At 46.2% G+C, this 13,051-nt stretch carries 10 protein-coding genes and 1 pseudogene; 5 read left to right on the top strand and 6 right to left on the bottom strand.

What is annotated here, in order from left to right:
• Positions 1 to 43: 43 nt before the first annotated feature.
• The 4 genes and pseudogenes from hydA to ABMB67_RS10965 all read left to right on the top strand — a co-directional run.
• Positions 44 to 1,444: pseudogene (gene hydA / locus ABMB67_RS10980) on the top strand (dihydropyrimidinase); the annotation flags it as partial.
• The gene (locus ABMB67_RS10975; protein ID WP_354572078.1) at positions 1,434 to 2,819 is read left to right on the top strand and encodes a cytosine permease; all 1,386 of its coding nucleotides are present in this window, start codon (positions 1,434 to 1,436) and stop codon (positions 2,817 to 2,819) included. The pseudogene hydA and the gene ABMB67_RS10975, both read left to right, overlap by 11 nt.
• 216 nt (positions 2,820 to 3,035) lie before the next feature.
• Positions 3,036 to 3,791, top strand: coding sequence for a DUF2087 domain-containing protein (locus tag ABMB67_RS10970; protein ID WP_251223550.1), 756 nt, complete (start codon positions 3,036 to 3,038; stop codon positions 3,789 to 3,791).
• Between the two features lie 398 nt (positions 3,792 to 4,189).
• Complete coding sequence (locus ABMB67_RS10965; protein ID WP_354572077.1) at positions 4,190 to 5,935, top strand: sigma-54 interaction domain-containing protein; 1,746 nt, start codon at positions 4,190 to 4,192, stop codon at positions 5,933 to 5,935.
• A gap of 80 nt (positions 5,936 to 6,015) precedes the next feature.
• On the opposite strand, the gene ABMB67_RS10960 is transcribed toward ABMB67_RS10965, so the two are convergent.
• From ABMB67_RS10960 to ABMB67_RS10935, 6 genes are all read right to left on the bottom strand, one after another.
• Positions 6,016 to 6,801, bottom strand: coding sequence for an enoyl-CoA hydratase/isomerase family protein (locus ABMB67_RS10960; RefSeq protein WP_354572076.1), 786 nt, complete (start codon positions 6,799 to 6,801; stop codon positions 6,016 to 6,018).
• On the bottom strand, positions 6,798 to 7,829 hold the full coding sequence (locus tag ABMB67_RS10955; RefSeq protein ID WP_354572075.1) for a PdxA family dehydrogenase: 1,032 nt from the start codon (positions 7,827 to 7,829) through the stop codon (positions 6,798 to 6,800). The genes ABMB67_RS10960 and ABMB67_RS10955 overlap by 4 nt, the downstream gene beginning before the upstream one ends.
• 30 nt (positions 7,830 to 7,859) lie before the next feature.
• Positions 7,860 to 9,137, bottom strand: coding sequence for a TRAP transporter large permease (locus tag ABMB67_RS10950; RefSeq protein WP_251223546.1), 1,278 nt, complete (start codon positions 9,135 to 9,137; stop codon positions 7,860 to 7,862).
• Positions 9,134 to 9,604 carry a TRAP transporter small permease gene (locus tag ABMB67_RS10945; protein WP_251223545.1) on the bottom strand — a complete coding sequence of 157 codons (471 nt, stop codon included), beginning with the start codon at positions 9,602 to 9,604 and terminating at the stop codon, positions 9,134 to 9,136. The genes ABMB67_RS10950 and ABMB67_RS10945 overlap by 4 nt, the downstream gene beginning before the upstream one ends.
• A 78-nt stretch (positions 9,605 to 9,682) precedes the next feature.
• The gene (locus tag ABMB67_RS10940; RefSeq protein WP_251223544.1) at positions 9,683 to 10,735 is read right to left on the bottom strand and encodes a TRAP transporter substrate-binding protein; all 1,053 of its coding nucleotides are present in this window, start codon (positions 10,733 to 10,735) and stop codon (positions 9,683 to 9,685) included.
• A 73-nt stretch (positions 10,736 to 10,808) separates the two neighbouring features.
• Complete coding sequence (locus ABMB67_RS10935) at positions 10,809 to 11,477, bottom strand: GntR family transcriptional regulator (RefSeq protein WP_251223543.1); 669 nt, start codon at positions 11,475 to 11,477, stop codon at positions 10,809 to 10,811.
• A 377-nt stretch (positions 11,478 to 11,854) separates the two neighbouring features.
• Here ABMB67_RS10935 and ABMB67_RS10930 point away from each other — a divergent pair, with 377 nt between their 5' ends.
• Positions 11,855 to 13,048: an iron-containing alcohol dehydrogenase gene (locus ABMB67_RS10930; RefSeq protein WP_354572074.1), complete on the top strand. Its 1,194-nt coding sequence runs from the start codon at positions 11,855 to 11,857 to the stop codon at positions 13,046 to 13,048.
• Positions 13,049 to 13,051: the final 3 nt, after the last annotated feature.

The raw sequence follows: 13,051 nt of genomic DNA, 5'->3' as shown, positions 1-13,051 counted from the left end.
AGGGTGAAGAAAGTCGAGCGATGATGACAAGGAATGGAGGAAAACAATGTTAGATACAATAATTAAAAATGGAACAGTCATTAATGCTGATTCCACACAACAGGTAGACGTAGGCATCAAAGACGGAGAAATTGTTCAGCTTGGAAATGCCGCTTATTTTCCAGAGGCAAGAAAGACAATCGACGCCTCCGGGATGGAAGTGTATCCAGGGATGATCGACTCCCATGTCCATATTAATTTCAAGCTTGGTGAGTTTTCAACCTTGGATTCTTTTAAACAGGCTTCCCTGGCGGCTGCTTATGGAGGAACGACTTCCCTGATTGAATTTGCCATTCCGTATGAGGGCGAAACCCCGCTTGACGCCTTGCAACGACGATTGGAAGAAGCGCAGGGTGAATGCTATGTAGATTATTCCTTTCATGGCTGCTTCACAGAAGCGAACTTAGATCATCTTGAACAAGTGGAGCAGCTCATTCAAGCCGGGATCCCGAGCATTAAAATGTTCACTGTCTATGATAATCTCGTACGGGTGAATAAGGGTGCGATCTATGACATATTGAAACTGATTGCCAAACATGACGGCTTAGCTCTTTTTCACGCAGAGAATAATGACATCATCAGCCGGGCGATCAACCAATTCGTAGCGAATCAACAGCTGACACCTATTTATCACGCGAAAAGCAGATCGACGATGGCAGAGGCTGAGGAAGTCGCAAGTCTGTTAGCTTTAATCGAAGATACGGAAGCTGCCAGCTTATTTGTCCATCTGAGTACAGGCAAAGTAAAAGAGCTTCTTCAGCACTATAAGCAAAAGAAGAATCTACCTGTTTTCACAGAGATGTGCACGCATTATCTCTCATTAGACGAAGAAGTTTACGAGAAAGAGAATGGGCAGCTCTATATTTGCAGTCCGCCGATCCGGGAGAAAGAAGAAACAGAACGCTTATGGGATATGATATCAGAAGATTTAGTTGATATGATCAACAGCGATCATTGCTGCTATAATATCGAACAAAAAAATAAATACGCCACTCATTTTCCAAGCGCGCCAAACGGGTTGCCGGGGATCGAAACGAGAGGGATCGTCTTCTATTCGGACGGCGTGCAAAGCGGACGGGTCTCACGGGAGAAATTCGCAGAGTTAACATCAACAAATATCGCAAAAGTAATGGGGATGTACCCTAAAAAAGGAAAAATAGGCATTGGGAGTGACGCAGATATAACCATTGTTGACCCCACATCAACACAGCTGCTCACGGCCCAACACCTACACATGCAAACTAATTATACACCATTTGAGGGAAAAAAAGTGAGAGGAAAAGTATCTCATACTTTAGTAAGAGGACATCATGTTATTTCCGATGGCGAACTGAATCAGGACGATTGTTATGGAACTTTCATCAAGAGAACAAAGCCAATGACAGGAGGTAATCATGGAAAATAATGCTAAGGTTAATCAACAATCAAATGGTGCTGGACTAAGCTTGAGCAATAAAGATATTATGCCAACCAAATTATCAGACCGGACCGTGACGAGCATCGGCTTTTTTATGATTTGTGTCGGAATGTATGTGCAGCTCGTTTCGTTCATCGCAGGAGCGCAGCTTTACCCTTCGCTTTCTCCGGTAGCGATTATTTTGACAGCTGTTCTCGGTAATGTCATTGTCTGGGTTCTTCTTGTATTAACCGGGGATATCGGGCTAAAGCACGGTATTCCGTATGCTGTTTATATTCGAGCACCTTTCGGCTATCTCGGGGCTCATATTCCTGGCCTGATTCGCGCACTTCCAGCGATTTTCTGGTTCGGTTTTCAGACGTGGCTCGGCTCAATGGCGATCAATGAAATCATCATTGCGTTGACGGGCTATTCAAATTTAACACTGATTATTATCATTTTTGGTGCCTTTCAGATTTGGAATACAGCTTCAGGAATTAACGCGATTGAAAAATTTGACTGGGTGGCAACGCCTGTTTTATTCGTAACAGGGCTGTATATTTTATATTTCTTAATCAACAGATATGAAATTACAATGGCAGATTTCCTAAGCCCGGGCGACGGCGGAATCTCTTTTATTACCGGGATGGCGATTATGGCCGGGGCGCAAATTACAATGGCGGTCAGTATCGCTGATATGACACGCTTCATGAAAAGAAGCGAGAGTGACAGCTTTTTCGTATTAAACCGCGGCAGCATTCATTCACAGTTCTGGGGGTTAATTCTCCCGATGGGTCTTTTTGTCGCTATTGGGATGGTCAGCGGCATTGCGACGGGTGAATGGAATCCGATTACCGTTATGACGGAAGTGTTCCAGGATAATAAATTTTTGTTAATCTTTGTGTTAGGAGCGTTTGTCATTTTTGCTCAAATAGCTTCTAATACAGGTCAAAACCTGATGCCGCCTGGTTATGTATTTGTGAATCTTTTCCCAAATAAAATCAAGTTCAGTACGGCGGTCATCATTGCCGGGATTATCGGCTTGCTTATCCAGCCATGGCAATTTGCCGATTACACGTCAACGATCTTATTAATCATCTCTTGTCTGCTTGGACCTATTCTTGGGATTATGGTCAGTGACTATTATTTCATCAGAAAACGCAAACTGTCGATTGATGATTTATATGATGCTAATGGCCAGTACAGATACGCCAATAATTTCAATCCGGCTGCGTTTATCGTTTTCATTCCGGGAATTCTGTCCGGTATCTTCTTTCCGGATTATGCCTTTTTCATCGCGATGGTTGTAGGGGCGGCGGTCTACTATCTATTGATGAAGCATTGGATTCTAAAAAAATATCCGCAAAAAGAAGTTGAAATGTAACTGCAATAAACTTTGGTGAGTGAAGCATTGCCATGATGCCAAAGCGGGTTTTTAGGTTCTAAGTGAATGTCAGGACGGACGAAGGCTCCGTCTCCCATTTGCTTAGAACCTTTTTTAGGTTGACGGACATCCGAATGATCAGTATGATGGATATGTATTGAAAACAAATTTATATTTTGTTTGCAATAAAACAAACTTATAATGGATGTGTTTAATATGGAGCTGTCTGAACGGTTTTGGGAAGCATCGCTTGATGAGTTAAAACAGGGCTTTGTCGAAGAGCAGCATTCGTACAGTTGTCTGCTATGCGGGGAAAAAATTGAAAAGGGTGTAATCTATTCCTATGAGAACGTATCATATGAGGCGGAGAGGTATATGAGGATTCATATTGAAAAAGCACACAGCTCTGTCTTTGACTACCTTTTAGGAATGGATAAGAAGCTGACGGGGGTAACCGATCACCAGAAAAAGCTGCTTCGCCTTTTTTATCAAGGGAAGAGTGACAAGGAAATTCAAGCGGAACTCGAGATCGGCAGTCCGTCGACAATCCGGCACCACCGTTTTGCTTTGAAGGAAAAAGAAAGACAGGCGAAAACATTTTTGGCGATGATGGAATTGCTGAAGGAAAAGGATCAGCACGCCCCGGCTTTTATCCCTGTACACAAAACGGCGACAATGGTCGATGACCGCTACAACATTACCGAGGAAGAGGAGAAAGCGGTCATTACCAAGTTTTTTCCGGGCGGAGTTGACAAGCCGCTAAAGAAATTTCCGCCAAAGGAAAAGCAGAGACTTATCGTCCTTAGAGAGATCGTCAAGCAGCTCGACCCAGATTTCGTTTATAACGAAAAGGAACTCAATCAAGTACTGAAGCCGATCTACGACGATTATGTGATGATTAGAAGATATTTAATCGAATATGGCTTTCTCGATCGAAAACCCGATGGCAGCGCCTATTGGTTAAGGACATAAAGGAGCCATTATAAGAAGCTGGTTTGAGCAGGGCTTGAAAAGAAATGACCGGCCCAGCCAAGAAAAGCCAGGCCACCACAATTTAATGAAACGTTTGTTTAACAACGTGGAGTCGACGTGTGGCTGATTTTTTTAGGTTAACGGAGTCTGATCGACGTTCAAGCCTCTTCAATGAGAACGAGATTCCGTTAATCGGCAAAATGTAACTAATGATAACGGGAATGTGGATCCTTCTTCTTCAGGTGAGTTAGTGATTCGTTCGTTTCAGCATTTAGGTCACCTACATTACTTCCTAAAAAATTGTGCTAAAATAAAACATAATCATTCCCTGAAGCGATGAGTCGGATTGGGGCGGGCGGGTTTTCCTGTCCGTCGTCAGTCTTAGAGGAGGGCAAGTAATGGAGCAGCAGTTACATGAGTTTGCGTTTAGGACAGCTGAACCAGATTCCTGTGGGTACTGGGCAGAGCCGGTAACGTTTGTTGTTTATCGTCAGCAGTCGGTTCAGGAATGGGCGCGGCTGATCCGGAAAGCGGTTCATCCTCTTATCGTGATTGATGAGCAGAACGAGGTGTGGGGGACAATTGAAGCGAATACGATGCTGCGGCTGCTGACAGAGGTTGAGTCGCTGGAAAGTGTGCTTCCGCTGGAGGCGTTGGAAGAGGTGGCGTTTGTCGAGAGCAGTTCCTCGATCCATGACATTCGTTTTAACGATTTACCGCTCGTGCTTGTTAAGCATGAAAGCGGACTGGCGGGGGCGATTACAAAGGAACGGTGGCGACAAGCGAATGAGCATTTTCTTCGGGCGGATCATCAGCAGAAGGCAATTTTGGAAACGATTCTTGAAAGCGCTTACGAAGGAGTTGTCATTGTAGACAAACAAGGGAAAATTGTCAGTATGAACAAAGCTTATTTAAGCTTTCTTGGGAAAAAGACCGAGCAGGAAGTGATTGGAAAATTTGTTGGTGATGTGATTGATAATACCGAGCTTCATCATGTCGTGAAGTCCGGTATGCCGCAAAGAGGCAAGGTTCAGATTATTCAAGGCCAGAAAATGGTTGTTCACCGCATCCCGATTTGGCAGAGACAGGACATTATTGGTGCGATTGGCATGCTGATCTTTGAGGGAGTATCGGAGCTCTATCAGATTTTGCAGCAGGCGGGCCCGGCCATGGCTGAGCAGGGCAAAGCGGGAGAACCTTCGACCGACAGCTTCTACTCCTTTGAACAGATGATCGGAAAAAGCAGGGCATTGCAGACATGCAAAAGCTTTGCGCGGAAAGCAGCGCGGACAAAGGCGACCGTTTTAATAACAGGGGAGAGCGGAACAGGGAAGGAGTTATTTGCGCGTTCGATCCACCATCTCAGTTCTCAGAATGAGGGACCGTTTGTTGCGGTCAATTGCGCGGCCGTTCCTGAATCATTGCTGGAAGCAGAGCTGTTCGGCTACGAGGAAGGAGCTTTTACCGGAGCGAAGCGCGGCGGGGCCAGCGGAAAGTTTGAGCAGGCGTCCGGGGGGACGTTGTTTTTAGATGAAGTTGCTGACATGTCGCCGGCGATGCAGGCAAAGCTCCTCAGAGTGCTGGAGACGAAAGAGCTTACGAGAGTCGGGGGCAGCGGTTCGATGCGCGTAGATGTTCGGCTGATTGCCGCAACGAATACGCGTCTGGAAGGGTTAGTAGAGTCGGGGGCATTCCGTCAGGATCTCTACTACCGTTTGAATGTGATTCCGCTTCAGCTGCCGCCGTTGCGGGAACGAATAGAAGACATTCCTCTCCTGCTCAGTCATTACATGGAGAGATGTGCCGCCGACTATCAAATGAAGAATAAGGAGTTTAAGGAAGAGGCCTTGCGTCTGCTGCTCTCTTATCATTGGCCCGGAAATGTCCGGGAGCTGGTGAATACGGTTGATTATGTGATGACGATGGCTGACGGGACCGAGGTCGGCCAGGCCGATCTTCCACGAGCCTTTCAAAATCCGGCGGTTCTCGCGTCATCATTAAAAGAAGCGGCGGATGCCGGCGAAAAACATAAAATTAGCGAGGTGCTGCTGGAGGTTGGGGGGAACAAGACGGAAGCGGCAAAACGTCTTGGTATTCATCGCGCTACGTTATACCGCAAATTAAAAGAGTTTCAGTTAGATTGAGACCCGCCTGTAGAGAAGGAACAAGAGAGGCGGAAAAGCGAGTCTTTTTCTCTTGTTCCCTGTTTTTGCTAAAGGGACGTTTACGAATACGTGAAATGAGGTTTTCTTTTTTCAATAAAGGCACTGACTCCTTCATTAAAATCCTTTGAACAATAAGAGTCATAGATTAAGGCTGCCAGCTCCTCTGTATCCTTAGTCGCTCCTTCCAACACTTTATGAATGACATGTTTGGCCCCTCTGACGGAAAGTTGGGCGTTTTTTGCAATATCTTTGGCGTATTGGTACGTTTGATCGACAATGTCCTCTGCTTGATAGATTCGATCAATCAGGCCGATCGCGAAGGCCTCCTCTGCGGTGAGGATTCGACCGGTGTAAAGCAGATCCTTTGTTTTGGCCGGTCCGATTAAATTGATCACATTTCTTGTTCCGGTGGTATTGTATATATGCCCGATTTTAGCCGGGGTAATGGCGAATTTGCCTGTTTCAGTAGAAAAGCGGAAATCACAGGCGCAGGCAATTTCACAACCGCCGCCGATGCAAAAGCCTTGAATGAGCGCAATCGTCGGTTTCGAGAAGGTCATAATTCGTTTTTCCGCTTCTAACACGATTTTATTATGGTTTATCGCCGCGTCGGGATTGTTTTGAAACGTTTTGAATTCATGAATATCGGCGCCTGCCGCAAAGGCGGTTTCATCGACACCGCGAAAGATCACAATCTTCACTTCACTATCCGTTTCAAATGATTCGATTAGCTCCGTAATGGTCTTCCACATTTCTAAATTCAAAGCATTTCTTTTTTTCGGCCGGTTTAAATAAATCGTCGCGATCGATCCGTCTCTTTCTGAATAAACCGTTCCTCTCGTCATTTTGCCTCCCTCCCGGCATGCAGGCGTTTGCGCGATTCCACCATTTTTGCGGCGATGGCGATGGCGCGTTTCATGGGACCGGGGTCTGCGATGCCTTTTCCTACGATATCAAATGCTGTCCCATGCGCCGGGGTTGTAATAACCGTCGGCAGCCCGGCACTGACACTTACCCCTCTTTTGAAGCCGATCAGTTTAAAGCCAATTTGAACCTGGTCATGATACATGCCGAGGACAACATCCATCTCCCCTTCGACTGCTTTAAGGAAAATTGTATCAGCAGGGTAGGGGCCGCTAATGCTAATTCCTTCCTTTTTCGCCTGTTCGACAACAGGGGCAATCACTCTAATTTCTTCATCGCCAAACAAACCGCCTTCCCCGCCATGGGGATTGAGCGCACAAACGCCGATTCTCGGACAGCTGTACCCGACTTCTTTCAATGTTTGGTTGGCTAAAAGGATTGCCTGTTTAACGCTATCTGCTGTGAGATGTTGACTGACTTGTTTAATCCCGATATGGGAGGTTGCGCGGGCAATCCACAAATCATCGACTGTGTTCATTTCACCGGCTATTCCTGTGAAGCTGAAGAAGTCGGAGAAAAACTCCATTTCATCCTGAAAATGAACCCCGCCTGCATAAAGCGCCTCTTTATTAAGAGGGCCATATACGAGGCCGTCAATTTTATTCTCTTTCGCTAATTGAAGGGCATACGTTAACGTTGCGGCTGTAACTCGGCCTGATGTGGCGGAAATCTGACCTAACTGCAAATCGCTTGGATTCAGATTTTGCAAATCTAAAAACGGAACCGTTTCCTCGCCGATATGCTTCAATGCCTGATCAGGATCGGTAAACGCGACATAATCTACCTGGCTATTAGCGATCGTCAACCCTTGCTCAAAAACCCTGAGGTCGCCAATTAAAAGAGAATCGGCAAACTGACGGACTGAGGAATCGGCTGCCACTTTTGCTAGTAGTTCAGGGCCAATGCCAGCCGCTTCTCCCAGTAAAAGGGCTAATCTTGGTTTTCTCAATAGAATCCACCTCTCTTATTATGGTAACGTCTACGCCAGCAAAGCAGGCAACCATAGGCTGACTAACGGAATATAGGTAATAATCAAAAGCAGAACAACCATCACAAAGAGAAAATATTTCAAATAAGGGATTGTTTGGCTTAATGACACTTGCCCTACAGAGCAGGTTGTCAACAGGACGGAAGCGACGGGCGGTGTCTGCTGCCCGATCGCCAGGTTCATGGCAAGCATAATACCAAAGTGAATCGGGTCAATTCCGAATTCATTGATTAAAGGCATTAAAATAGGAACTAACATAATAATCGCCGCCGAGGCATGGAAAAACATGCCGATAATTAAGATGAAAACATTCAGCAGAAGAAGTAAAACCCATTGACTGTCTGTCAGTGAAATAATGAAAGCTGATAATTGTTGAGGAATCATTTCACTTGTTAAATACCAGCCGACTAATTTTGAAGTGGCAATAATGATCATCACAATCGCTGTCTGATTAGCGGCGCTAATTAAAATGGTTGGCAGGTCACGCCATTTCAGCTTCCGGTAAATAAATGTTCCGATGATGAACGCCACGACAACGGCGACACCTGCCGCTTCAGTCGGGGTGAAGATGCCCCCTAAAATTCCTCCAAGAATAATGACCGGCATCAGCAAGGCCCAAAAAGCATCCTTGAATGCCTGATAAATAAATGACAAAGAGAAGCGCTGTTCGATTTCCAGCTTTTTATACCTGGCAAAGATATAGGAGGCGATCATCAGGCCAAAGCCAACGAGCAAGCCGGGGATAATGCCGGCGATAAATAATTGGGCGACACTGACACCGGCCATCACTCCATAAAGGATGAGCGGCAGGCTCGGAGGAATTAAAATTGCCATCGTCGCCGAGCAGGAGGTGACGGCTGCTGCAAAACCGGCCGGGTATCCCTTCCGTTTCATTTCGGGGATTAATATTTTTCCCAACGCGGCGGCATCGGCCGTAGCGGAACCTGATATTTCAGCAAAGATCATTGAAGTGACAATGTTGACATGCGCCAGGCCGCCGCGGATAAAGCCGACGATACTGGAAGCAAATGCGATTAAGCGCCGGGATATATCCGTCGCATTCATTAACTCTCCCGCCAGCATAAACAATGGAACAGCGAGCAACGGAAAACTATTTGCGCCATCCAGCAGGACGACGGGGAGAATATCCAGCGGGACGGAGCCGGAATAGAAGAGGAGGAGTAAAGCGACAATGGCTAAAGCAAATCCGATCGGCATTCCTAGCAAGACAAAGAAGAGTAATGAAAAGACAAACAGAAATGCAGTCATTGTTTCCCTCCTCTAAATGATTGAATCGTTTCCGTAAGCAATCCGATGATAATCAGAATGCTGCAAACGGGTAATATTCCGTAAATGACCCCTTTCGTTATTGGCAACGTCATCGATTGGTCACTCATTGTCTTGGCAGTTACTTCAATTCCATAAATCATGATCAGAGCAAAAAAGAGAATAATCAGCGCATTAAAGCAGGCATTGATCGTAAGCTGAACCGGTCTTGGAAACAGCTCAATAAGAGTTTCAAAGCGAATATGCGTCTTTTCAAAAACGGCATGTGCCGAGCCGAGGAACGTCAGCCATACTAGCGTGTAAGCCGCTAATTCTCCGGTCCACGGAGCGGATGTTTGTAAAATATAGCGGGCAAAAACTCCCCAGCTTACGGAAATCACCATGATAATCATCAGGAGGAGTAATGATAGCCTTGTTCCATTGAGCAGTAGAGCAGATAAGATTTTCATTGTTTCCCTCCTTAATAAGGAAAATAGAGCCTGATTACGACACAGAATGGAACCGCCGCCTTTCATCTGCAGGCTTCATTATTTGGCAGCTTCAATGACTCTGTCGACAAAATCAGGATCAATATTTTCTTTCATAATATCAACTACGGGTGCGATTCTGGCTTGGAACGATGGAATATCAGCATCGTTTACTTCCACCCCGTTTTCTTTAAAGAAGTCCACTAATTCGTCATCTGCCTGCTGACCGGCATCCCGACTCCAGTCACCGGTTTCAATCGCGACTTCTTCAAAGATTTGCTGGTGTTCAGGTGAGAGCGTATCCCACCAGACTTGGCTTGCAAGAAGGTAGCAAGGCGAGTAGACGTGGTTCGTGATCGATAAATATTGCTGAACCTCATGCAAGGCAGACCCTACAATTGCTGGCATCGGCGATTCCTGAGCGTCATACACTCCCTGCTGAAGTGCGGTAAACAGCTCCGAAAAGTCGAGCGGGCTTGGATTGGCGCCAAATTCTTCAAACATTGCAATCCGAATCCGGCTGTCGGGAACCCGAATATTGATCCCCTCTAAATCCTCAGGGGTGTGGATCGGTCTGACATTGTTTGAAATTTGTCTGTAACCGTTTTCAAAAAATCCAAGACCGACCAGTCCATGTTCCGGTAAAAGGGACTTCAGTTCATTCTGCCAGACATCGCTTTCCGAAAACTGCTTAACCTTTGTTCGGTCGGCGAATAAGAACGGAATATCGAATACGCCAAACTCCGGTGCTTTTTGCGTTAAGGCTGTCGATACAATGACCATTTCAATACTGCCGGAATTGGCCGCGTCCATTACCGCTAAATCGGTTCCAAGCTGACTATTGGCGAACACATTGACTTTTATTTTTCCGTTCGACTTTTCTTCGATCCGTTTGGCATATTCATAGGCGGAATCATGAAGCATATTTCCAGGTCCGCCGTTTGTTGCCAGCCGGATCGTCAGCTCGGGTTCCCCGCCGCCGTTCACTGCATCGCCGGAGGAAGGTGAAGCGCCTTCGGTTGGCTGTGAACGATTTTCGCTGCATGCCACAATGAAAGGAATAAAAATGACCAGGACGATCAAGATCCAAAAAGGTCTGCTTTTTGTACACATCAGTGAATAACCTCCTCTTAATTATGTTTAGAACACCAGCCTGTGTGCAGACAGGCCGGCGTGGCTAACCTCATCACGACTCAAGCCATTTCTGTTTTTTACGGTGTAAGCTTTTTATCACATGGATTTCCACCTCCTCGATCGCTTTGGTGACATCCCGTTTTTTTATGGCCGCCAGGATTGCTTTATGTTCCTGATGGGAATCCTGGATATTTTCCGAATGCTCCAATACATTGGCACGATAAAGCGCCAGGAGAGTGAGCGTCCGCCTCCAAAACTGGACAAGTGTGTTGTTTTCGCAAAACTGGATGATCGTTTCATGGAACTTAGCGTTCACTTCCATAATCCGCAAATGGTTGGCCTCGTTTACTAACGCTTCTGCCTCCTGAATCACGTCCTCTATCTGCGAGATTTGTTCGTCTGTTATGTTTTGAACAGCTAATTTAGTTGCTTCTTTTTCCAGCACTAATCTTGTTTCGTATATTTCCCTGTACGTTTGCGCATTCAATTCAATCACCTGAAATCCAAGGCTCGTATCGTCGACGAGTAATCCTTCTTTTTGAAGCTGTCGCAGCGCTTCCCGCAGTGGGGTACGGCTAATTTGAAAACGATCGACCAGAGCGCTTTCGATTAGTTTGCTGCCGGATTTAATTTTTCCCGTTAAGATGTCGGTCCTTAATTGTCGATAAGCCTGTTCGTAAAGTGGCACGTTTTTTTTAATGATTGATTGATGAGACTCCAATATAATCCTCCTTTGCTACCGTATTCGGCATGCTGTATACATCAAAAAAGAGATGTGTTTCTAAGCTCCAGCCAAAAAATGTAAAGGTTTACATTTTAGCGTAGAGGCTTTTTCTGCCTCACTAACCTGATTTATTAGCAAGCTTATTCATGCATATAAAAATTTAGAATAAAACGCAGCTAATTTTTATCCGGGCTTCTGAACGACTCGGAAACAAGAGGCAGTGACAAAGAAAAAATGTCCTATGTCGCATTTTTGCGACATTTATCATAAACATTTGTATCTAAATAACAACAGTTATCCAGAAAACGCTTGCAAACCTGGATCTTGTAACTTGGCACGATAGTTGCAACTTACGGGGCAAGGAGGGATCAAGCATGCGATTAGTAACGAATCAATTGCCGAAAACCATTGTGTATGGAACAGGCAGTTTTCAGCAGGTGGGAATTGAAGCAAGAAAGGTTGGCACCAAGGCTTTGCTAATTAGTGACCAAATAATGAAAAGTCTCGGCAATGTGGATCGGGCGGGCGAACTACTGGAGGAGAGCGGGGTGTATTGGCATGAGTATTTAGGTGTTGAAACGGAGCCGAAAGACATCTATGTTGTTCAGGCTTTAGCGTTATTGCAGCAATATAGCTGCGATCACATTATTGCCCTTGGCGGAGGGAGCTGCATTGATACGGCGAAAGCCGTTGCGGTGTTGGCAACGAACGGCGGGAAGATCAGCGACTATATGAACAACGGGAAGATCGCCGAAAAAAATCCACTCCCGCTAATAGCAATCCCGACAACAGGGGGAACCGGTTCGGAGGCGACCGATGTAACAGTCGTCACAAATACAGCAAACGCTGTCAAAATGATGATCAAGCAGGAAGCGTTTATCCCACAAAAGGCGATCGTTGATCCGGTATTGACGGTTTCATCACCACCCCATATAACCGCGGCGACGGGAATCGACGCTTTGACGCATGCCCTTGAGGCATACATTAGCAAAAAGGCGCATCCGTTTACGGATATGCTGGCATTATCGGCGTTGGAACGTATCTATCGTCATATTGAGACCGCCTATCATGATGGTGAAAACCTACAGGCGCGGCATGAATTGATTTATGGATCGATGCTGGCTGGAATGGCTTTTTCAAATGCTTCTGTTTGTCTTGTTCATGGCATGTCGCGGCCAATCGGTGCGCTTTTTGACGTGCCGCACGGTGTATCCAACGCGATGCTGTTGCCGGTTATACTCAAGTATACGAAGGAAAGCTGCCGCGACCGTCTCGCTGAAATCGCGCGGGTGCTGATGCCGGAACGCCGCGGGGACAGCGTGCTGGAGCTGTCGGATGCCTTAGTCGAGAACATTGTCTCCCTATGTGCGAGGCTGAACATTCCCACCCTTCGTCAGTGGGGGATCGACGAGGAGCTGTATGCGAGTCAGCTGGAAAAGATGGCCGGCGATGCACTGGAAAGCGGGAGCCCGCAAAACAATCCGAAGGTGCCTGGAAAAGCGGAAATCATCCGCTTATACGAAGAGCTGTTCAGCTATGAACAGCGACCTGTCTCAAAAGGAAAATAAAAA

Source organism: Halalkalibacter oceani (assembly GCF_040544555.1).
Taxonomy (GTDB): Bacteria; Bacillota; Bacilli; order Bacillales; family Bacillaceae_D; genus Halalkalibacter; species Halalkalibacter oceani.
Note: the sequence above shows the minus strand (reverse complement) of the source record. Positions and strands in the feature narration are given on the sequence as shown.

Excerpts from the sequence above, each read along its gene's own strand:
- ABMB67_RS10975 (WP_354572078.1), top strand. The coding sequence starts at position 1,434 with ATGGAAAATAATGCTAAGGTTAATCAACAATCAAATGGTGCTGGACTA.
- ABMB67_RS10970 (WP_251223550.1), top strand. The coding sequence starts at position 3,036 with ATGGAGCTGTCTGAACGGTTTTGGGAAGCATCGCTTGATGAGTTAAAA.
- ABMB67_RS10965 (WP_354572077.1), top strand. The coding sequence starts at position 4,190 with ATGGAGCAGCAGTTACATGAGTTTGCGTTTAGGACAGCTGAACCAGAT.
- ABMB67_RS10960 (WP_354572076.1), bottom strand. The coding sequence starts at position 6,801 with ATGACGAGAGGAACGGTTTATTCAGAAAGAGACGGATCGATCGCGACG.
- ABMB67_RS10950 (WP_251223546.1), bottom strand. The coding sequence starts at position 9,137 with ATGACTGCATTTCTGTTTGTCTTTTCATTACTCTTCTTTGTCTTGCTA.
- ABMB67_RS10945 (WP_251223545.1), bottom strand. The coding sequence starts at position 9,604 with ATGAAAATCTTATCTGCTCTACTGCTCAATGGAACAAGGCTATCATTA.
- ABMB67_RS10940 (WP_251223544.1), bottom strand. The coding sequence starts at position 10,735 with ATGTGTACAAAAAGCAGACCTTTTTGGATCTTGATCGTCCTGGTCATT.
- ABMB67_RS10930 (WP_354572074.1), top strand. The coding sequence starts at position 11,855 with ATGCGATTAGTAACGAATCAATTGCCGAAAACCATTGTGTATGGAACA.